This is a genomic window from Sphingomonas sp. DC1600-2, from assembly GCF_049897605.1.
In the GTDB taxonomy this organism is placed as follows: domain Bacteria; phylum Pseudomonadota; class Alphaproteobacteria; order Sphingomonadales; family Sphingomonadaceae; genus Sphingomonas.
This window is the reverse complement of record NZ_JAFCWO010000007.1, coordinates 1-19,643: the sequence shown is the minus strand read 5'-3', so window position 1 is coordinate 19,643 and position 19,643 is coordinate 1. Positions and strand designations below refer to the sequence as shown.

18 protein-coding genes and 1 other RNA gene are annotated in these 19,643 nt (G+C 65.3%); 5 read left to right on the top strand and 14 right to left on the bottom strand.

All coding sequences use genetic code 11. From position 1 onward, the window contains the following. Positions 1–600: 600 nt before the first annotated feature. The 6 genes from ACP7BL_RS13220 to ACP7BL_RS13195 all read right to left on the bottom strand — a co-directional run bounded on the left by ACP7BL_RS13220 (position 601) and on the right by ACP7BL_RS13195 (position 5,273). Positions 601–2,118 (bottom strand): ABC1 kinase family protein, encoded by a 1,518-nt coding sequence (locus ACP7BL_RS13220; RefSeq protein ID WP_426258607.1) that lies wholly within the window; start codon positions 2,116–2,118, stop codon positions 601–603. A 278-nt stretch (positions 2,119–2,396) separates the two neighbouring features. Further along, positions 2,397–2,494, bottom strand: an RNA gene (ffs, locus tag ACP7BL_RS13215) — signal recognition particle sRNA small type. A gap of 62 nt (positions 2,495–2,556) precedes the next feature. Beyond that, the gene (locus ACP7BL_RS13210) at positions 2,557–2,778 is read right to left on the bottom strand and encodes a hypothetical protein (protein WP_126846252.1); all 222 of its coding nucleotides are present in this window, start codon (positions 2,776–2,778) and stop codon (positions 2,557–2,559) included. 46 nt (positions 2,779–2,824) lie between these two features. Beyond that, positions 2,825–3,157, bottom strand: a complete 333-nt coding sequence (locus ACP7BL_RS13205) for a 2Fe-2S iron-sulfur cluster-binding protein (protein ID WP_426258553.1) — start codon at positions 3,155–3,157, stop codon at positions 2,825–2,827. After that, positions 3,154–4,245 carry a cysteine desulfurase family protein gene (locus tag ACP7BL_RS13200; protein WP_426258552.1) on the bottom strand — a complete coding sequence of 364 codons (1,092 nt, stop codon included), beginning with the start codon at positions 4,243–4,245 and terminating at the stop codon, positions 3,154–3,156. The genes ACP7BL_RS13205 and ACP7BL_RS13200 overlap by 4 nt, the downstream gene beginning before the upstream one ends. After that, positions 4,242–5,273, bottom strand: coding sequence for a cysteine desulfurase family protein (locus ACP7BL_RS13195; protein WP_426258606.1), 1,032 nt, complete (start codon positions 5,271–5,273; stop codon positions 4,242–4,244). The genes ACP7BL_RS13200 and ACP7BL_RS13195 overlap by 4 nt, the downstream gene beginning before the upstream one ends. A gap of 174 nt (positions 5,274–5,447) precedes the next feature. Here ACP7BL_RS13195 and ACP7BL_RS13190 point away from each other — a divergent pair, with 174 nt between their 5' ends. Further along, a complete protein-coding gene (locus ACP7BL_RS13190) occupies positions 5,448–6,104 on the top strand; it encodes an alpha/beta hydrolase (protein WP_010402947.1) in 657 nt (218 codons plus the stop codon). 42 nt (positions 6,105–6,146) lie between these two features. Here the strand turns inward: ACP7BL_RS13190 and ACP7BL_RS13185 are convergent, their stop codons facing one another. After that, the gene (locus tag ACP7BL_RS13185; RefSeq protein WP_185867594.1) at positions 6,147–6,314 is read right to left on the bottom strand and encodes a hypothetical protein; all 168 of its coding nucleotides are present in this window, start codon (positions 6,312–6,314) and stop codon (positions 6,147–6,149) included. Positions 6,315–6,419: 105 nt separating this feature from the next. Further along, positions 6,420–7,388, bottom strand: coding sequence for a threonine ammonia-lyase (locus tag ACP7BL_RS13180; protein WP_249340781.1), 969 nt, complete (start codon positions 7,386–7,388; stop codon positions 6,420–6,422). A gap of 138 nt (positions 7,389–7,526) precedes the next feature. Between ACP7BL_RS13180 and ACP7BL_RS13175 the strand changes: the two genes are divergently transcribed. From ACP7BL_RS13175 to ACP7BL_RS13160, 4 genes are all read left to right on the top strand, one after another. Then, a complete protein-coding gene (locus ACP7BL_RS13175; protein ID WP_137902278.1) occupies positions 7,527–8,747 on the top strand; it encodes a type III PLP-dependent enzyme in 1,221 nt (406 codons plus the stop codon). A gap of 140 nt (positions 8,748–8,887) precedes the next feature. Beyond that, positions 8,888–9,937: a 1,9-bis(guanidino)-5-aza-nonane synthase gene (locus ACP7BL_RS13170; RefSeq protein WP_426258551.1), complete on the top strand. Its 1,050-nt coding sequence runs from the start codon at positions 8,888–8,890 to the stop codon at positions 9,935–9,937. Positions 9,938–9,976: 39 nt separating this feature from the next. Then, positions 9,977–10,960: an alpha/beta hydrolase gene (locus tag ACP7BL_RS13165; protein WP_426258550.1), complete on the top strand. Its 984-nt coding sequence runs from the start codon at positions 9,977–9,979 to the stop codon at positions 10,958–10,960. A gap of 75 nt (positions 10,961–11,035) precedes the next feature. Beyond that, complete coding sequence (locus ACP7BL_RS13160; RefSeq protein WP_341203413.1) at positions 11,036–11,461, top strand: MAPEG family protein; 426 nt, start codon at positions 11,036–11,038, stop codon at positions 11,459–11,461. A 123-nt stretch (positions 11,462–11,584) separates the two neighbouring features. On the opposite strand, the gene ACP7BL_RS13155 is transcribed toward ACP7BL_RS13160, so the two are convergent. From ACP7BL_RS13155 to ACP7BL_RS13130, 6 genes are read right to left on the bottom strand one after another with little or no spacing between them, the layout of a single operon-like run. After that, complete coding sequence (locus tag ACP7BL_RS13155) at positions 11,585–13,474, bottom strand: XrtA/PEP-CTERM system amidotransferase (RefSeq protein WP_426258549.1); 1,890 nt, start codon at positions 13,472–13,474, stop codon at positions 11,585–11,587. Next, positions 13,474–15,030, bottom strand: a complete 1,557-nt coding sequence (gene xrtA / locus ACP7BL_RS13150; RefSeq protein ID WP_426258548.1) for an exosortase A — start codon at positions 15,028–15,030, stop codon at positions 13,474–13,476. Before xrtA ends, ACP7BL_RS13155 begins: the two co-directional genes overlap by 1 nt. 10 nt (positions 15,031–15,040) lie before the next feature. Next, the gene (locus ACP7BL_RS13145) at positions 15,041–16,252 is read right to left on the bottom strand and encodes a TIGR03087 family PEP-CTERM/XrtA system glycosyltransferase (RefSeq protein WP_426258547.1); all 1,212 of its coding nucleotides are present in this window, start codon (positions 16,250–16,252) and stop codon (positions 15,041–15,043) included. Next, positions 16,252–17,325 carry a FemAB family XrtA/PEP-CTERM system-associated protein gene (locus tag ACP7BL_RS13140; protein ID WP_426258546.1) on the bottom strand — a complete coding sequence of 358 codons (1,074 nt, stop codon included), beginning with the start codon at positions 17,323–17,325 and terminating at the stop codon, positions 16,252–16,254. Before ACP7BL_RS13140 ends, ACP7BL_RS13145 begins: the two co-directional genes overlap by 1 nt. Further along, positions 17,322–18,176, bottom strand: coding sequence for an XrtA system polysaccharide deacetylase (locus ACP7BL_RS13135; protein ID WP_126846230.1), 855 nt, complete (start codon positions 18,174–18,176; stop codon positions 17,322–17,324). The genes ACP7BL_RS13140 and ACP7BL_RS13135 overlap by 4 nt, the downstream gene beginning before the upstream one ends. Before the next feature lie 4 nt (positions 18,177–18,180). Beyond that, positions 18,181–19,482 (bottom strand): AAA family ATPase, encoded by a 1,302-nt coding sequence (locus ACP7BL_RS13130; protein ID WP_426258545.1) that lies wholly within the window; start codon positions 19,480–19,482, stop codon positions 18,181–18,183. Between the last annotated feature and the right edge of the window lie 161 nt (positions 19,483–19,643).

The window sequence follows — 19,643 nt, the reverse complement described above, 5'->3', positions numbered from 1 at the left end:
CCCCTGCGTAACGTCATAGTCCCTGCGAGCATCTTCGAAATTGAAGAATGAGCGCGCTGAGATGCACAGGACTGATCCCCGATCGCCGGTTAAATACCAGCGCCAGTTATAGTCCATGTCCATATGGAACATGGGATTGACGATGCACATGAGCCATCTCCTCACTCGGATTGGCTGCACAAGACCGGGCGTCGTCTCTGTTCGAAGGTCCAGGGATATAGGCTATGAAAGAGTCTGGGTTCTTATGTTTCCGCCATCAATCAGGGAGTTCAAATCGTCCAGACGCAGGCAGCAGATGATCGCTCAGCCGTCGCGTTATTGATAATAGTGATCGCTGCTAAGTCATATTACCCCCTTCTGCCCTGCGGCGGTGCCGTGAAGCGGCAAAATCAAAACTATCCGATGACCTAAGGGCGGCGAAACGTTTATATTTTAAGATACCGCGAGATGCGCGAAATTCACGACAGCCCGAGTCCTGTTGAAGTAAGGTGTGGCCGTTGTAGTTAGATAAAAAAGATCAAGCAACGCACTTCGCATCTGAAGCGCCCCACCAAAGCGGGTTCTTCGTATCCCCCTGTCCGCCCCCCGCGTCGACCAGCCTCAGCCCACCACCATCGCCACCGCAAGCACCACCGCCGCCGCCAGGATCGCCCCCGCAATCCACCGCGCGCCGGTCACGATTGCGCGAGACGGATCGGCATGCGGCGCGTCCACCGGCTCCTGCTCCAGGCGCCGGATCACCGCGCGCACCAGGCGTGGCGCATCCCCGCCGATCTTGCTCAGCTCCCATGCCAGCGCTTGCAGCACCGGTGCCCAATGGTCGGGCGAAAGCCGCGCCCGCGCCATGCGCAGCGATGCGCGCTGCATCGCGCTCGCCAAATCGAAATCGGGTTCGATCGCCTGCAGCACCCCGTCGATCGTCATCAGCGCCTTGAACATCAGCAACAGGTCGGGCGGCATCGTCATGCCTTCATCGCGCAGCAACGGCAGCAAATCCGCCACGATCGCGCTCAGTTTGATCGGCCCGCCGCCATGCCGCGCGATCAGCCGCTCGGCCGCTGCCTGCATGCGATCCTGCGCGACGCCGCTGCCCGCACTCCACGCGCCGAACACGTCCGCCAATTGCTCGGGATCGGCCGAGGACAAGGACTGCACGAACGCGATCACTTCCTCGCGTCGCCGTGGCGAAACATGCCCGATCATGCCCAGATCGAGCAACGCGATGCGGTTGCCCGGCAGGCACAGCAAATTGCCGGGATGCGGGTCGCCGTGAAAGCGCCCGTTGATCATCACCATGTCGAGCACGACATCGGCCCCGAGCGCAGCGATCACCGCAGGCTCGAGCCCGGCCGCCCGCAAGGTCGCCGCTTCGCGCGGCGGCACGCCCTCGATGAAATCCATCACCAGCAGCGTTTCGGAGGTCCATTGCCAATGGATTTCGGGGATGACGACGCGCGGATCCTGCGCGAAATCGGCGCGCAGGCGATCGGCATTGCGCCCCTCGCTGGTAAAATCGAGCTCCTCCAGCACCGCTTGCGCCAATTGCCGCACCAGTTCGCGCGGACGAAAACGCCGCGCTTCGGCGCTGCTCGTTTCCGCCAGCGCCGCCAGTTCGGCGATCAACCGCAAATCCGCCTCCATGCGCGGACGGATATCGGGGCGGCGGATCTTGAGCACCACCTGCGTCCCGTCGCTCAGTTTCGCCCGGTGGACTTGCGCCATCGAAGCAGCGGCGAGCGGCAGCGGGTCGAAGACGGCGAACGCGGTTTCCGGCGCTTGCCCCAGCACGGCTTCGACGGCGGGCCGCAGCGTCTCGAACGGCAGGGTCGGTGCGCTGCTGTGGAGGTGTTCGAGCTCGGCCACCCATTCGGGCGTCAGCAAATCCCCGCGCGTCGCCAGAATTTGCCCGAGCTTGACGAAGGTCGGCCCCAATTCTTCCAGTGCCTGGCGGGTGCGTCGCGGCAGCGTTTGCGGTTCGTCCGTCAACGCCTCAGCGGCAGTGGCCCGCTCCAGGCCGAAGCGCGCGAGCAGGATGCCAAGGCCGAAGCGCGATGCGATCTGGACGATTTCGCTCAGCCGCTGGCGGTCGCGTCCGGCGACCAGCAAGGTTTTGATCATCATGGCCATGCGAAAGCCTCCACCGACACTATAAAAATCCTCCCCGGCACGGAGTTTTGGGTCGGATCGTCCCCCAGGACGACCCTTGACCATGCGGGGCATGGTCAACCCAAAACTGGGACCCTGAGCATTCAGCGAAGGGTGGAGGGGGGCAGCCAGAAGCGCACCGCTCATAAAAGGAGGGAGCCGCCCCGGCAAAGCCGGGTCGTCGGTCGGGCCTTGCCCGCCGGCCGCGCTGGCGCGTCTTGTGCGCAGCTTTGCTGCGTACATGCGCGCTGCGCGGTGGGAGCCGGAACGACCCGCGGCGAAATCGTTGTGGCTGCTTCCTTCCGGATCTGACCAGGTTGGCGACGACCACGTCCGCCCGACTCCCGCGCTGCCTATGGCGGGGTCGGGCGAAAGGATCAAGCCTGTCTCGACCGAAGTCGAAACCGGCGCTTAGCGGCGCACCGTCCGGCAGGTGCGCATGCGCTGGTGATGACGATAGACCGTGCGGCACACTTTGCGGGTGTGCGGACGCCAGTCACGGTTGCGCTCGGTATGGACAACGGTGCGTTCGACGCGGCGATCATGATGGCGCTCGACCTGCGCGCTCGCGCTGGCGGGGGCCATGGCGGCAGCGGCGATCAGACCGGCCGAGATCAGGGCTGCGAATTTCATGGGATCATCTCCTGTACCGTGCCGAGGTGGCACCACAGGCAAATGATCAACGGCCCTGCATGTTCCGCACTTCGCCGGGAATGCGCACCGTCAACCCGTCGAGATCCGCCCTGAGTACAATCTGGCACGCCAGCCGACTGGTGCGCGTCGCACCCGCGGCGAGATCGAGCATATCCTCCTCGTCCTCGGTCGGCGCTGGCAATTTGTCGAAATCGCCGACGTCGACGATCACATGGCAGGTCGAGCAGGCCATCTGCCCCTCGCACGTGCCTTCCAGCGGCTGGCCATCGGCTTGCGCGACTTCGAGCAGGCGCGCGCCCGGCGCGGCAACTACCTCGCGAATGCTTCCGTCGGTGCCGATGAAGCGGACATGAGTCATGCGGCGATCCTTTGGGCATTGGCGGCAAGCATGAGGCGGTCGATCGCCTCGGTCAATTCGGCTTCCGTGGTATAGCGCCCGAAGCCCAGGCGAACGCTCGAACGGGCCTGCCTCTCGGTGAGGCCGATCGCACGAAGAACATGGCTGGCCCGGCCCGATCCACTGGCACAGGCCGAGCCGGCCGAGAAAGCGACGTCGCGTAAGGCCGACATCAGCCGTGCCACGTCGAGCCCATCGCGCCGGACGTTGAGGTTGCCGCGATAGCGCTGGTCGCTCGAACCGTTGATGGACCAGCCGGGACCGAAGCGTTCGATGGCGAGCGTCCAAAGTCGCTCGACCTGCGCCGCATCCGCGTCGCGCCGCACTGCCATCAGCGCCGCCGCCGTCCCGAACCCGGCGCATAAAGCGGGCGACAGCGTGCCGGACCGACCGAGGGCCTCCTGCCCGCCACCATGCAATAACGGCGCGGGCGCAACCCCGTCGCGCACCCACAAGGCCCCGATGCCCTTGGGCCCGTAAATCTTGTGCCCCGACACCGCGACCAGATCGCATGTCGCCGGTATGTCGACCCGCCCATAGCCCTGCACTGCGTCGCACAGCAGCAATGCGCCTGCGGCATGGGCGATCTCGGCCAGCGCGGCGATTGGCTGGATCACGCCGATTTCGTTATTGACCAGCATCGCCGCGACCAGTTTCGTGCCCGGCACGATCGCCGCGCGCGCCTGATCGAGATCGACCAGCCCGTCCGCCCCGACCGGCAGCACCGTCACCTCCTGTCCGCCCGAGCGCAGCGCCGCCACCGTATCGAGCACGGCGGCATGTTCGCTCGCCAGCGTCACCACCGAGCCGCCCAGCCCTTTGATCGCCCAGTTAAGCGCCTCGGTCGCGCCGCTGGTGAAAGCGAGCGTCCCGCCCGGCGGCAGCAGCGCGGCCACCTGATCGCGCGCCAGCTCCACCACCGCCTTGGCCTTGCGCCCGGCGGCATGCGCCGAATGCGGGTTGGCATGCTGGTCGCGCAGCCATGGCAACATCGCCTCGAGCGCTTCGGGCGCGAGCGGCGTGGTCGCCTGATAATCGAGGTAGATCATGCCGCAAACGCGCGGGCAGAGCGCGCGACATTGCGCCATTCGGTGATGAACCGCTCGACATCCTCCGCGCCGGTATCGCGCCCGAAACTCACGCGAACCACCTCGCGCGACGCTTCCACGCTCCACCCCATCGCCCCCAGCACATGGCTCGGCTTCATGCTGCCCGACGAACACGCGCTGCCCGCCGACACCGCAATCCCCGCCATGTCGAAGCGGATAAGCTGTGTCGCGGCGGCGAGCCCCGGCATCCGGTACGACCCGATCGCCGGGTGGCGCGGCGCGGCCGCAGCGACCACCTCCCCGCCCGAGCGCGCGATCGCATCGTCGAGCCGCGCGCGCAGCGGCACCAGCCGCGCGACTTCTTCAGGCTCGGCCAAAGCCGCCGCGAAGCCAAGCGCGCCCGGCAAATTCTCGGTCCCCGCGCGATACCCGCGTTCCTGCCCGCCCGTCGGCGTCAGCGTCGCCAACTCGCGCACCAGCAAAGCACCGATCCCCGGCGGCCCACCGCGTTTATGCCCGGAAATCGCGAGGAAATCGGCATGGTCCACCACCCCGGCATCGGTGCCCGCTGGCATTTGCGCGGCATCCACCAACAGCAATCCGCCCGACGCGTGAACCCGCTCGGCAATCGCCGCGATCGGCTGCCGCACGCCCGTCTCGCTATTGCACCACTGCACCGCCACGATCGCGCGCGGCCCCGCCAGCAGCGCCACCAGCGCATCAAGATCCAGCAACCCCTGCGCATCCACCGGCACCACGCCCGCATCACCCCCGGCGCGAATCACCGCATCATGCTCCACGGCCGAGATCAGCCGCCGCTCCGTCCCGCTCCTCGACAAGGCGATCGCCAGCGACTCGCTCGCGCCGCTGGTCAGGATCGTCTCGCCCCGCCAGCCATAAGCGGCAGCAATCGCCGCGCGCGCCTGTTCCAGCTTTGCCCGCGCCGCGCGCCCCTCGGCATGCGGCGACGACGGATTGGCCCAGGCCCGCATTCCCGCCTCCACCGCCGCAATGGCGGCGGGCCGCATCGACGTGGTCGCGGCATGGTCGAGATATAGTCGCTGGCGGATCCGGGATTCGGGCAAAATGATGTCAACCTTCGGCAATGATTGCGCGTTGGGGGTGCGAGCCTATATAGCGCGCAATCCATCCTGCCCAAGCCTTGGGCACGGAGCCCTATTCCTTTGCCGTCAGCAGGTCCGATGCCAGAAGTCATTTTTCCCGGCCCCGATGGTCGTCTCGAAGGTCGTTTCGCGCCAGCTCCTCGCCCGCGCGCGCCCGTCGCGATGATCCTCCATCCGCATCCGCAAGCCGGCGGCACGATGAACAACCATATCGTGATGGAACTCTACAAGACCTTCCAGCGCCGCGGTTTCGCGACCCTGCGCTTCAATTTCCGTGGCGTCGGCAAGAGCCAGGGCACCTTCGACAATGGCGTCGGCGAGCTGTCCGATGCCGCCAGCGCGCTCGACTGGGTGCAGAGCTTCCACCCCGAAGCCTCCACCACCTGGATCGCCGGCGTCAGCTTCGGCGCGTGGATCGGCATGCAATTGCTGATGCGCCGCCCGGAAATCCGCGGCTTCATCTCGGTCGCGCCGCCCGCCAACATGTACGACTTCACCTTCCTCGCGCCCTGCCCAGCTTCGGGCATCATCATCCAGGCCGAGAATGACGAAGTCTCCCCCCCGCTCGCGACGCAGAAGCTGGTCGACAAGCTGCGCACGCAGAAGCACATCACCATCCACCACGACACCATCCCCAAGGCGAACCATTTCTTCGAGCATGAAATGCCGCAGCTGATGGGCAGCGTGGACAAATATCTCGATATGCGTCTCGACCCCAACTCGCCGATCAAGTGATTCGCCCCCCGCGCTGCCGTGTCAGGCGGCGCGGGGTCAGCCTTACAGCGTCCAGATCACGACATTGCCCACCAGCACCGCCGCCATTACCAGCATCAGCACGCCTTTTTGCCGGTTCTGGCCCTTGGCGATCAGCGCCACGCCCCCGATGAGGCAGGCGAACGCGGCGAGCATGGCGAGCGCGGGTGCGAGGTTTTCCAGAGCGGTCACAGTGCCTCTCTTTCCGTTCGTGCTGAGCTTGTCGAAGCACTGACATCCACCAGCGCTGCGTGTTTGGCCAGGCCCCTTCGACAGGCTCAGGGCGAACGGATGCTCTCAGTCCTTGCCCGCCAGCACCGCGCCATAAGCCGCCAGATCTACATTCCCGCCCGACAGGATCACCAAAAGTCCCGGCTCAACCGGCACCTTGCCCGCCAGGATCGCCGCCAGGCCGACCGCGCCGCCCGGCTCCACCACCAGCCGCAGCTTCTCCGCCGCCCAGCGCTGCGCTGTGCGGATCTCGGCCTCGCTGACCGCCACCCCGGTCGCCCCCCGGCGGGATAGGACGTCAAAGGTCAGCATAGAGACCCGTAACGTTTGCAACGCATCGCACGCGGTCGGCGGTGGTGACTCGCCGACGGGCTCGATCCAGCCCGCCTCCAGCGAGCGGCGCATGTCGTCCCACCCTTCCGGTTCCACGACCGTGATCGTCGCCTCGGGCAAGGCCAGCGTAAGCCCCGCCGCCAACCCGCCACCACCGCATGGCACGAGCACGCGACTCGGCGTTCCCAAACCGCGTACCGCCATTTGCGCCGCCGCCTCGATCCCAGCGCTGCCTTGCCCCTCGATCACCCAGGGATCGTCGAAGCTCGGTACCAGCACCGCGCCGCGCGCCTCGGCCAGGCGTGCGGCGATCTTCTCGCGGCTCTCGGTCGCGCGGTCATAGCTTACCACCTCCGCTCCGAGCGCGAGCGTTCCCTCGCGCTTGGCCTTGGGTGCATCGGCCGGCATCACGATCGTGGCGGGCATTTCCAGTCGCCGTGCCGCCCATGCGACTCCCTGCGCGTGATTCCCAGAGGAGAAAGCCACCACGCCTTTTCCCCGCTGTGCGGGTTCGATCGCAGTCAATCGGTGCCATGCCCCGCGCAGTTTGAATGCGCCGATCGGCTGCAGGCACTCGGCCTTGAAAGCGACGCTAACACCATGAATTTCCACTACGAAAAGCGGTGTCGGCGGCACCACTGCAGCTACTTTTGCGGCGGCATCGCGCACCCCTGCCCGCGTCGGCTGTCTTAAAATTGTCACCAATTATCTCCGTGGACGCAAAACCGCTTTACAATGCAAAAACGCGACCCTATCTCGCCCATCCGCTGCCCCATGGGACTTCCAACCGCAAGGCAGCTTTTTTCACCGTAGGCGCAAGCCACTTGGAGGTCCCTTGAGTTGCACAAGCATCATCGCGCGCTGGGGTTAGCGACCACCCCTTCGATTACCAACACTGGTATCGACATCGCTAAGCAGCGGCCGGTTCAGCCGGTCACGCTGGTTCGTCCGCATGCGGCATCGCGTGCGGCCCGGTTCTTCGCAGAGAAGTTCCCGGGTCGTTCGATGTATGCCGTGAAGGCGAATCCGTCTCCCGCTCTCCTGCAGATTCTGTGGGATTCGGGCATCACCCATTTCGACGTCGCGTCGATCGCGGAAGTGCGTCTGGTTGCGGAAACGCTGCCGGAAGCGACCTTGTGCTTCATGCACCCGGTCAAGGCCTCCGAAGCGATCCGCTCGGCGTATTTCGACTATGGCGTGAAGACGTTTTCTCTCGACAGCGTGGAAGAGCTGGAGAAGATCGTCGACGCGACCGATCACGCCGAAGACCTGACGCTGTGCGTCCGCCTTCGCGTGTCGTCGGAGCATAGCAAGCTGAGCCTCGCGTCGAAATTCGGCGCGGCCCCCGGCGAGACCAAGGAACTGCTGTTCCGCGCTCGCCAGGCGGCGGATGCCCTTGGCATCTGCTTCCATGTCGGCAGCCAGGCGATGACGCCCGAAGCCTATGCCAATGCGATGGAGCGCGTTCGCGCCGCCATCGTCGATGCAGCGGTCACGGTCGACGTGATCGATGTCGGCGGCGGGTTCCCCTCGTCCTATCCGGGCATGGAACCGCCCCCGCTCGAGCGCTATTTCGAGACGATCCACCGTGCGTTCGAATCGCTGCCGGTCAGCTATTCGTCCGAACTGTGGTGCGAGCCCGGCCGTGCGCTGTGCGCCGAATATAGCTCGATCGTGGTGCGCGTCGAAAAGCGCCGCGGCGATGAGCTGTACATCAACGACGGTGCCTATGGCGCGTTGTTCGATGCGGCGCACATCGGCTGGCGTTTCCCGGTGGAATTGCTGCGCGAGCCGGAAAGCCGCTCGAAGGACATGGCGTTCAGCTTCTATGGCCCGACCTGCGACGACATGGACCATATGGCAGGCCCGTTCTATCTGCCGGCGGACGTGAAGGCAGGCGACTATCTCGAAATCGGGATGCTCGGTGCCTATGGCTCGGCGATGCGCACGGCCTTCAATGGCTTCGGATCGGACGAGACGGTGATCGTCGCCGACGAACCGATGGTCTCGCTCTACGGCGAGGACATGCCAGAGGTCGCCTCGAACGTCGTCACGCTGTAACATTCCTCTTTCATTGCTGCCTTCTTCCACCCCTCCCGCTTGCGGGAGGGGCTGGGGGAGGGAATTCTATTTCGAGGCGCGCAGCACGGCTGCCCTCCCCTAACCCCTCCCGCAAGCGGGAGGGGAATTTGGAGACTATGATGAACGACATCGTGAACACCAACCGTAAGGCCGAGCTGCTCTCGACCACCGTCGAGCATATCGACATCACCAAGTTCGACGCGCGCCCGATCGTCGACGCGATGAAGAAGATGAGCTTCACCAGCCGCGACCTCGGCCGCGCGACCGACATCTACAACCAGATGCTCGCCGATCCCGATTGCTCGATCTTCCTCGTCATCGCCGGTTCGACCTCGGCGGGCGGCTGCATGGATCTCTATGCCGAGCTGCTGCGCAACAACATGATCGACGGCGTCGTCGCGACGGGCGCGTCGATCGTCGACATGGATTTCTTCGAAGGCCTCGGCCACAAACATTATCAGGCGCTGGAAGTGCCTGATGATGACACGCTGCGCTCGCTGCTGATCGACCGCATCTACGATACCTATATCGACGAAGAGCAGCTCCAGGATTGCGACCACACGATCTACGAGATCGCCAACTCGCTTGAGCCGCGCCCGTATTCGAGCCGCGAGTTCATCCGCGAGATGGGCAAGTATCTCGTCGCGAACGGCAAGAAGGAAAACAGCCTGGTCAAGCTCGCCTACGAGCATGACGTGCCGATCTTCTGCCCGGCCTTCGTCGATTCGTCGGCTGGCTTCGGTCTGGTCAAGCACCAGGTCGATCGCGCCAAGGAGGGCAAGCCGTACATGGTGCTCGACGCGATCGCCGATTTCCGCGAACTGACCGACATCAAGATCAAGGCCGGCACCACGGGCTTGCTGATGATCGGCGGCGGCGTGCCGAAGAACTTCATCCAGGACACCGTGGTCTGCGCCGAAATCCTCGGCCATGATGACGTCCAGGTTCACAAATACGCCGTGCAGATCACCGTCGCCGACGTGCGCGACGGCGCCTGCTCGTCCTCGACGCTGCAGGAAGCGGCGTCGTGGGGCAAGGTCAACACCGGCATCGAACAGATGGTGTTCGCCGAAGCCGGTTCGGTCATGCCGCTGCTGGCGTCCGACGCCTATCATCGCGGCCTGTGGAAGACCCGCACCAAGCGTCGCTGGGGTGCCAGCTTCGACTGAAAGCCGCTAACCTCACCGCGAATCCATAGGAGAGCGGCGATGTTGGACAGACGGTTGGTGTTGGCAGGTGCAATTGGGGCGACGCTGGGGATGCCCAGCGTCGCCCTTGCGCAATCAGCGGAACCCGCGGTCGCCCCGTCATGGCCACCGGCGGAGGTCTTTCCGCTGTGGCCCGGCAAAGCGCCGGGCTCTCCCGCAACCCTGCCCGTCCCGGCCCCGAGCTTTGATGGTTATCAGGGCAAGGAATTGTGGCTGCGCGGCGTTGCCGTGCCCACGGTCGGGGTCTTCCGCCCGGAACGGCCGGACGGGCGCGCGGTGCTGTCGATCCCCGGCGGCGGCTATGGCTTCGTATCGGTCAGCAATGAGGGCATCGACGTTGCGCGCGTGCTGAATGCGCGCGGCATTACCGTGTTCGTGCTCGCCTATCGCTTGCCCGGCGAAGGTTGGGCGAAGCGCGAGGATGTGCCGCTGCAGGACGCGCAGCGCGCCATGCGCCTGATCCGCGCCAATGCGACCCGCTATGGCATCGACCCGGCGCGGCTTGGCACGATCGGCTTCTCCGCCGGGGGGCACCTCGCCGGAATGCTCGCTGTCGGCCATGCCGACCCTGTATATGCGCCGGTCGACCATGCCGACCGCTTGTCGGCCCGGCCAGATTTCGCCGGACTGGTGTATGCCGTGACCTCGTTCCAGACCGCCGGGTTCAATCCGGCAGACCCGGTAAACGATTTGATCGGGCCCAAGCCATCTGCCGCTATGCTCGATCGCTACGATCCGGCGCGCCGCCTCGATTCCAGCGCACCACCGCTGTTCCTCGCCCATGCGATGGATGACGGTGTCGTCCCGATCGCGCAATCGCTGCTGATGCTCGACCGCGCCCGGGTCGAACGGGTCCCGGTGGAGGCGCATCTGTTCCAGCATGGCGGACATGGCTTCGGTGCGCTGCATCTGGCCGCAGGATCGCCGGGGCTCGAGTGGCCCGAACTGTTCTCGCGCTGGAGCGCGGCGCTGCCCCGACTTTAAGGGCGCTCCGCATCGCTATCATTGCGAGACCGGACTCTTTCGGGCACGCTCCCAGAAAATAAGGGGAGATGACCGATGCATAGCGAGATCCTGAAGCCCGTCGTCGTGCTCATCGCGTGGACGCTGGTGATGCTGGTATGGATGCTGTCGACGCGTTTGCCAGCCATGCGGGCATCAGGGGTCGACATCACCAAACTTGTCGGCACAAAGGCGGCCGACGCCGACGGTCGCCTGCCACCCAAGATCCAGTGGGTCGCACACAACCACAACCATCTGATGGAGCAGCCGACGCTGTTTTACGCCGTCTGCGGGGTGATTGCGCTGACGGGTACCGGCAACGGGGTCAATGCGTGGATCGCCTGGGCCTATGTGGCACTGCGCATTGCCCACAGCGTGTGGCAGGCAACCGTCAACAAGGTCTCGGTGCGCTTCCTGCTCTTCCTCGGTGCGTCCTTGGCGCTGATCGCGTTGACGCTCCACGCGGCGATGGCGGTGTTCTGACCCAATGGCCGGGGCAGAGAAAATATCTACCCTCCTCCGTTCGCTTCGAGCGAAGTCAAGAAGCAGAAACGATCGCTATGGCCGGTTTCTCGACGACGCTCGAAACGAACGGGTAGAAGTTGCCTAAAACAGCCGCGCCATCGCGCGGTCCAGCATCACCAATTGCCAGAGCGTGCGGCCATGCTCTGCTTTCCCGGCACGATGGTCAGCCGCCAGCCTCGCGATCACGCCGGGATCGAACCAGCCCGAGCCCACCAGCACACGCGATGACGCCAGCGCCGCCGCCTCGTCGCCCAAGGCCCCGCGAAACCAGGCGCTGATCGGCGTGACGAAGCCCATTTTCGGGCGATACAGGATCTCGCGCGGCAGATAGCGCTCCATCGCCTTTTTGAGCAGCCACTTGCCCTGCCCGCCGCGCAACCGCATGTCGGCTGGAAGCTTGGCAGCGAACTCGACCAGGCGATAGTCGAGCAGCGGCTCGCGCGCCTCCAGCCCCACCGCCATGCTGGTGCGATCGGCCTTGGTCAGGATGTCGCCAGGCAACCAATGCTGGAAATCGGCATATTGCGCGCGATCGAGCGCGTCGCGCGCGGGCGCATCGCGCATCGAGCGGACATAACGATCCTCGGCGCGATGCCCGCCGAGCGCAGCGCGGGCGTGATCGGTGAACAGCGCCGCCCGCAAGGCTGGCGTGGTCACCCCGACCGAACGGGCATAGCCCTCCGCCCCATCCTCGGCGAGCGCCAGCAGCGTCGTCTTGGCGCGGAGCGGACGCGGTGCCCAATCGGCCTTGGGATACCAGCGGCCCAGTGTGCCGAACAGGTTCGAGCGGATCGACGCCGGCACCATCGCGCGCACGCGCTCCTCCGCCGCCTGAAACTTGTAGCGGCGGTATCCGGCAAAGGCCTCGTCCGCCCCATCCCCCGACAAAGCCACCGTAACATCCTCGCGCGCCAGTTCGCACACCCGATACGTCGCCAGCGCTGACGCATCGGCAAAGGGTTCGTCAAAGGCATGGACCAGCGTATCGATCAGCGAAAAATTGTCCGCCGCGACCACGCGCTCGCGGTGCCGCGTGGCAAAACGCTCGGCGATCACATCGGCATAGCGGCGCTCGTCGAGGCTGTTCTGGTCAAACCCGATCGTGCAAGTGCGCACCGCGCCGCGCGACGCCTCCGCCATCAACGCGACCACCGCCGAGCTATCGACCCCGCCCGACAGGAACGCGCCCAGCGGCACATCCGACACCATCCGCGAGGTCACCGCATCGCGCAGCAGTGCGACCAACTCCTCCTCCAGCGCCTTGGCGGACCCCGTCGCGCGGCGCGAAAAATCGACGTCCCACCAGCGCGACGGCGCCGGCACTGGCTTGCCGCGCTCGATCAGCAGGCTGTGACCGGCGGGCAGCTTCTTCACCCCCGCAACGAGACAGGTGTCGTCGGGCACATAGCCAAACGCCATATAATCCTCGACCGCGCGAATATCGGGCGAGCGCCGCAGCAGCGGATGCGCGAGCAGCCCCTTCAACTCCGAGGCGAAAGCGACCGCGCCATCGGACAGCTCGACATAATGGAGCGGTTTCACGCCCAGGCGGTCGCGCGCGAGAAACAGACATTGCCGCCGCGCATCGTGCAGCGCGAAGGCGAACATCCCATTCAGCCGGTCGAGCAACGCCGGGCCCCACGCCGCCCAGCCGTGCAGCAGCACCTCGGTATCGCCCGCAGTCGTGAACACCGCACCCCGCCCCTGCAGCTCCGCGCGCAGGGCGGCGAAGTTATAGATCTCGCCATTATAGGTTACGGTCAGCGTACCGTCGGCGCTCGCCATCGGCTGCGGCGATCCGGCAACGTCGATGATCGACAACCTTCGGTGCCCCAGCCCCACCCCAGGCGCGGTCCACACGCCCGATCCATCCGGCCCACGATGCGCTTGTGCATCCGCCATCGCGGCAATCCGCGCGGGATCAACGGGCTTTGGCGTCGCGGGATAATAGAGACCGGCAATCCCGCACATCAGTTGGTCATTCCCGCACTGCGATCGGCCAGCCGTTCGATCGGCCCCAGCGCCGCGACGAACCCCGCCATCGCCGCGCGCGGATCATGGCCGGGGACCGCCTCGGCCGAGACATGCACTGCGACCGCGCGCTGCGGGCCGCCAAGGAGCTTGGCCTTCAGCGTTTCCAGCTTCACGACTGGCCCCTTGTAGGTCAGCGTGTCCCCGACGCGATACCAGGTCACCACTTGCCGCTCGACCGGCCCAGGCGCAGTGATGCGCATCGCCGATCCGCCCGCCAGATCGGGAAGATCGGCAACGCGCAGCCACACATCATCTTCCCGCAATGCCCCGACGCCGAACGCCACCAACTCCTTGCCTTCATGCTGGCTACCATAAACGGCGACGGCCAGATCGACCTGATCGCCCTTCGCATTGCCGTAGCGACCGAGCAGAAAATGGTCTGCGCCAGGATAATTGGGTGACCAAGGCGAACGGGTAGAAAGCTCGACGCGATGCCAGCCCGCCACGTCCGGCAGCGCAATCCGCTCGGGCAGCGTCTGCGCGCGCCCGGCAATCGCCGCCGACCAGGCTGGGAACAGCGCGGCAAGCGCCAGCACCAGCACCGCCGCCAACGGCGCATCGAGCCGATAGCGCGGCACCGTTTGCAGCGTTGCCGGATCGAACAGCGGCGCATCGGGCGCACGGTCGAACCAGCGCCAGCCGAGCGCCAACACCGCTGCCATCACCACCGCGAAGAACAACCAGCCATAGACGATATGATCAAACCCGGTCGCGCGCTCGACCGAGGTGAGATAGGCCGCATAGATTGTACCGAAGGCGCGTACGCCGTTGGCCAGCACGGGCACCACCAGCGCCACCACCAGGAACACCGCGCGCCTGCGCCAGGACACGAAACAGACATTGGCGACGAGGACGCCATACGCGATCATCGCAATCACAAACTTCGCGCCCGAGCACGCCTCGGCCACTTCGAAATAGCCATTGGGGATGGTGATCAGCACCCCATCGACGTGTGCCGGCACGCCGAACAGATGCAGCAACGGCATCGTGATGGCGACCGTCGCGGTTTGAAGCGGCCCCTCCAGCCCTTCGCCAAACGGCACCAGGAACAGCGCATAAGCCAGCGGAAACAGCAGCGCGCGCGCGACATTGGGCCCGAGCAGAGTCACCACTGCCCCCTGCAGCATCAGCACAATGCCAAGATGCCGAGCAAGCGCCACGCCGCCGGCATCGCCCAGCAGCCACCCAACGCCGCCCAGCGCGACCAGCGCCAAGCCCGGTGCCCAGGCGATGGGTGTGATCTCGGCCAGCCCGGCGCGGCGCTGCCAAACAAGCCATGCCACCACGGGCGCAATGAACAGGCAATGCCCAAAGGTCGTGCTGGTCCACCACAGCGTCGCGAGCGCGCGCACATCGGTGGCGAACAGTAAGAGGATCGCGACACTGACGACGCCGATCGCCGCCGTCTGACGTCGCCAAGCCTGCCCCGACCCGGGCCCCGCATGACCATCAACGGCCAGCGGTCCAGGCTGAACGCGCATTCGAAGGGACATCGTCACACGTTCAGGCCGCGCTGCGGCGTGCGGGCGCTTTCACGCGGATCCCGAGGATCGCATCCAGCGGCGCGAGCCGCGCTTCCCAGCTATAGCGCGCCTGCACCTGCGCCCGCGCGTCGCGACCGATCTCCGCACCCCGCACAGGATCGTTCAAGATGGCGATGACTTCCTCGGCAATCTCGCCGACGGTTTCGCCAATGTGGATCGTTCCGGCATGGTCGATCCCTTCCGCTGCCGCTCTGGAGGCGACGACCGGACGTGCCATCGCCATCGCTTCCAGCACTTTGTTCTGGATGCCGCGCGCGAGCTTCAGCGGCGCGACGACGACCGAGGCGGCGGCGATCCAACCGCGCACGTCGGCCACTTCCCCGGTCACGATCACCCCCGGCTGCTTGGCCAACGCCTTGACCGCATCGGTCGGTGTGCGCCCGACAATGGCAAAGCGGGCATGCGGAAACCGCACGCGAATGTGCGGCAGGATCGTCTCGACAAACCAGGTGACGGCTTCGATGTTGGGGCGATAGTCCATTTGCCCGGTAAACACGATCAGCGCATCGGTCGTGTCGATCCGCTTGAACTGCGCGGTCGGATCGAAAAATTCGGTGTCGATGCCGTTCTCCACGACATGGACGCGCTCGGCTCCCGTCCGGTCGCGGAACAGTTGCGCTTCGGCCTCGCTGACGAACAGACTGGCATCCGCACGCTGCGCGACCGCACGCTCATGCTGGAACAGCAGCCGCGCTTCGCGCTTCATGAACCAGCGCGTGATTCCGCCCGAACCCTTGGCATAGGCACCGAACTTCGCCGAATCCATGTCGACAAAATCCATGACCACCTTCTGCCGCGGCCGTGCTGGAAGATACTGCGCCATTTGGCTCGAAAAGACGTAGATCGTGTCAATCGAATGCCGCGACAGCAGATTGTCGACCGCGGTGCGCAACGAGGCGTTGTCAAACGCGGTCAGCGAAACCGGCTTGCGCGCCAACAACGCCTGGAATGCGGACGTTAGCCGCGATTTCGAGCGCCAGATGATCGAGCGATTGCCCGTCAGCTTCGACAGGCCGCTCTTGCGCTTCATGTCCCGCGTGTCGTCGGCAAAGGCGATCAGATGCACGCGCTTGCGCGCCGCCAAATGCTTCAGGATGTGAAAGCCACGGATCTTGTCCCCCCGGTCGGGCGGATACGGCACGCGATGCCCGAGGAAGAGAATGTCACCCATTAACCAAGGCCTTTGGAGATGTGCGGTCCAAGCAGGTTAGCGACCACCAATGGCAGCTTTTTCCACATCGCGACCTTTTTGGCGTAGCGTGGGTTCAAAGGATTGATGTCGCGCGATGGCTCCCCGGTCACCGCGCGTTTACCATACAGCAATGGGACGCCGTCGAAACCCCAGTTCTTTTTATACGCGGCCGGGCCGGTCCCGACCTTGGAGCGCCCAAAGTCGAAATGCGTGCACCCGCGCGCGCGGGCATGGGCCATAAGCGCGAAATACATTCGGTCGTTCGCGCGCAAACCCCGCGCCGCGTGGGTGCCACCGCCCCAATAGGGATAGACCGTTCCATTGAAATAGAGGCTGAGGACGCTTGCCACCGCGCGCCCTTCGGATCGGATTGTAACGATGTCGGCGGCATCTCCGAACTGGTCCAGCACTGAGCGGAACAGCCGCGCCGGGAAAACCGGCGTTCCCAGATTGCGGACCGATTCCGCATAGACCGCGTAGTGCGCGCGCAGGTCGCCCGCCTCGCGCCCGACCGCGACGTCAAGGTCGTTCTCAAGCGCCTTGCGCACCTCGGCGCGTTGCTTGCGCGGAATGGCGGCGAGTTCGGCCGCGTCGCTCTCCGCCAGCGGTCGCACGAAACCGAGATAGCTGTGATCGTCGAAATCCCACGGCCCCTCGGGCATTGCCCCACCGCGCAATTCGAGAGTGGGACAGTGCAAGCGCTGCGCCAGCGACCATCCGGCATCGGCCAGCGCCGCTACCGCCGCAGGGTTATCCGCCAGGATACCGCCGCCAACCGCGAACCCGTTGGACACCAGTGCCTTGCCGAACAACCGCGAGCGCACTTCGGTTAGCGGCAGCAGACCCGCGATTGATCCGTCGGCGCGCTCGGCAACCAAGGTATGGCTGATCTGGCTGCACCCTTGCGCGACTGCCACGCTCCATGCGGGCAGATGGAAGGGCGTTCCCTGCGGATGGCTCCGCACATAGCTGTCGACGCGCTGACGGTCGTCGGCATCCTGCAAATCGACCGATCGTAGCGCGAGCAACGGGGACAAGGGCTGGATCGTCATGCCGCCACGCCAAGGGGGTGGACCGAGGGCAAATCGCGGACGATGGCGTCCATCCGCCCCCAGTCATGCCGAGCAATCAGCCCGCGTATCTTTCCAGCCATCGCCCCAAGGCGGCTGTAATGACGCAGTTTGGACCGCAAAGGAGCATTGGCGACGCGCGGCTGGCCGGGGTCGATTTCCCACGGATGAAAGTAGAAGATCGCCGGCTGCCCCGCCGCCGTAACCTGGCGCACCGCAAGGTCGGTCAGTGCTGCGGGCAGCAGGCGGAAGAAGCCACCGCCGGTCGCCGTCCGACGGTTACCAAACTGGGCGACGGTCACCGGAAGTTCCACCAGATCCGCATCGGCGAGGGGCCGAAAAGCGTAACGCGGGGCTTCCGGCCAGCCATAGTGATCGTGCCGCAACGGAGCGACGCTGGAGGAATAGGCATAGCCCTCCTCCGCCAGGACGCAGTGCGCCCACGGCGTACGCGCATCAATGGAAAAGCTCGGTGCCCGATACCCGGTGACAGCAACGCCACCCGCATCTTCCAGCGTGCCCCGCGCGCGGGCGAGATCGGCGCGAAATTTCGCGGCATCCATCGTGAACACGCGGTCGTGCGCCCAACCGTGACTCGCCAGTTCATGACCTGCATCGACGATCCGGCGGATCAGCCCGGGATAGCGGGCGGCGACCCAACCCAGCGTAAAAAAGGTCGCCTTCACCCCACTCTCGGCAAACAGTGCGAGGACCGCGTCGGTATTGCCCTCAACGCGCGGAAGGAGCGTATCCCAGTCGGCACGGTCAATCACGGCTTCAAAGGCTCCGACCTGGAACCAGTCTTCGACATCGACCGAAAGGGCATGACGCATTGGCTCAGTCCCTCGACGTGTGGAGATGTGGCGCAGGCATATGCTCTCCCTCGGCCCAGTCGACCAACAGCTTGAGAACGCGGCGAAGCGCGACATCCTGCTCATCAACCCGCGCCTCAAGCATCGCGACGCGGGCCACAAGATCGGCATCGGTGGGGAGCGCAGGCTCGGGTGCGTCTGCAACCACCGGCTCCGGCGCAACAGCGGCCGGTTGCGGTGCGGCGACCTCCGCCGCCTCCTCTCGCAGTGCACGGATCGGGCGCGGATCCGCTGTGGGTTGGGCGTTTAAGATCGGAAGCGGGCGTGCCTCGGGAACGGGCTCATCCAGCGGCGGGGGGCTGGCAACGGGCTCCTCCGGCGCGGGCACCTCCCGGGTGGGCTCCTCCGGCGCGGGCATCTCCGGGGTGGGCTCCTCCGGCGCGGGCATCTCAATCACCGGAGCCACCGGCGCAGCCGCAGGCGGCTCCGGCACAACGATCGGCTTCACCCCCGGCATGTCGCCTGCGATATCCGCCACCACTGCCGCCACCGCGTGCGCATCGATCGTATCGAGCTGTTCGATCGCGCCGTACAGCATTACGCGTCCGGCCAATTGGTTCAGGCGGCGCGGTACGCCATCCGAACCGCTATAGAGCGCGGCAAACGCATCGGGCGTAAAATGCGGGCGTCCCTGCCAGCCGACCACCGACAGACGATGGCGCATATAGGGCTCGACCTCTTGGGGTTCCATCGGATCGAGATGGTGCATCGCGATCACGCGCTGGCGCAATTGCTCAAGCCGGTCAGACCCATGCAGCCGCTCGCGAAATTCGGGTTGCCCGAGCAGGAAGATCTGCAGCAGCGCGTGCCCGCCGGTCTGGAAATTCGAGAGCATGCGCAATTCTTCGAGGCTCGACACCGGGAGCGCCTGCGCTTCGTCCACGATCAGCAAGGTGCGTCGCCCGGCGCGTGCGGTCGCATGCAGCCCGCGCTCGATCGCCACCAGCAATTGCGCCTTGGTCAGCCCCGTACTGTCAACCTCGAGCCCGGTTGCGACCATCCGCAACAAATCATCGGCTTCGATCTGGGTCGAAACGATCTTGATGACGTGTAGCCGCGTTGGATCGATCGTATCCATCAAATGGCCGACAAGCGTGGTCTTGCCCGCGCCGACATCGCCGGTGATGACGATGAACCCCTCGCCCTGGGCAAGACCATAGCCCAGATACGCCATCGCCTTGCGATGCGTGGCCGTATCGAACCAGAAACGCGGGTCAGGCGTCAACTGAAACGGGCGGCCGGTCAAACCATAATGATCGTCGTACATAATGTCGTCCTCGCAATCGGCATAGCCGCCGATGCGTTTCAGTGTAGATTTCCGCTGAGAAGTGACCCGGTATTTCCATCGAGAATTGACCCGGGTGAAGGTATGTCCCGCAGAGCGGGTTTTGGGTCAAGCTGGTGATTTTTCCTTTCGTGGTTTTGGTG

What these genes read in the sequence shown, in the direction of transcription:
- ACP7BL_RS13165 (WP_426258550.1), top strand. Translation starts at nt 9,977, where the DNA reads ATGTTGGACAGACGGTTGGTGTTGGCAGGTGCAATTGGGGCGACGCTG.
- ACP7BL_RS13160 (WP_341203413.1), top strand. Translation starts at nt 11,036, where the DNA reads ATGCATAGCGAGATCCTGAAGCCCGTCGTCGTGCTCATCGCGTGGACG.
- ACP7BL_RS13190 (WP_010402947.1), top strand. Translation starts at nt 5,448, where the DNA reads ATGCCAGAAGTCATTTTTCCCGGCCCCGATGGTCGTCTCGAAGGTCGT.
- ACP7BL_RS13135 (WP_126846230.1), bottom strand. Translation starts at nt 18,176, where the DNA reads ATGCGTCATGCCCTTTCGGTCGATGTCGAAGACTGGTTCCAGGTCGGA.
- ACP7BL_RS13195 (WP_426258606.1), bottom strand. Translation starts at nt 5,273, where the DNA reads ATGCGGCCCGCCGCCATTGCGGCGGTGGAGGCGGGAATGCGGGCCTGG.
- ACP7BL_RS13205 (WP_426258553.1), bottom strand. Translation starts at nt 3,157, where the DNA reads ATGACTCATGTCCGCTTCATCGGCACCGACGGAAGCATTCGCGAGGTA.
- ACP7BL_RS13155 (WP_426258549.1), bottom strand. Translation starts at nt 13,474, where the DNA reads ATGTGCGGGATTGCCGGTCTCTATTATCCCGCGACGCCAAAGCCCGTT.
- ACP7BL_RS13130 (WP_426258545.1), bottom strand. Translation starts at nt 19,482, where the DNA reads ATGTACGACGATCATTATGGTTTGACCGGCCGCCCGTTTCAGTTGACG.
- ACP7BL_RS13220 (WP_426258607.1), bottom strand. Translation starts at nt 2,118, where the DNA reads ATGATCAAAACCTTGCTGGTCGCCGGACGCGACCGCCAGCGGCTGAGC.
- ACP7BL_RS13200 (WP_426258552.1), bottom strand. Translation starts at nt 4,245, where the DNA reads ATGATCTACCTCGATTATCAGGCGACCACGCCGCTCGCGCCCGAAGCG.
- ACP7BL_RS13170 (WP_426258551.1), top strand. Translation starts at nt 8,888, where the DNA reads ATGAACGACATCGTGAACACCAACCGTAAGGCCGAGCTGCTCTCGACC.
- ACP7BL_RS13145 (WP_426258547.1), bottom strand. Translation starts at nt 16,252, where the DNA reads ATGGGTGACATTCTCTTCCTCGGGCATCGCGTGCCGTATCCGCCCGAC.
- xrtA (WP_426258548.1), bottom strand. Translation starts at nt 15,030, where the DNA reads ATGTCCCTTCGAATGCGCGTTCAGCCTGGACCGCTGGCCGTTGATGGT.
- ACP7BL_RS13140 (WP_426258546.1), bottom strand. Translation starts at nt 17,325, where the DNA reads ATGACGATCCAGCCCTTGTCCCCGTTGCTCGCGCTACGATCGGTCGAT.
- ACP7BL_RS13210 (WP_126846252.1), bottom strand. Translation starts at nt 2,778, where the DNA reads ATGAAATTCGCAGCCCTGATCTCGGCCGGTCTGATCGCCGCTGCCGCC.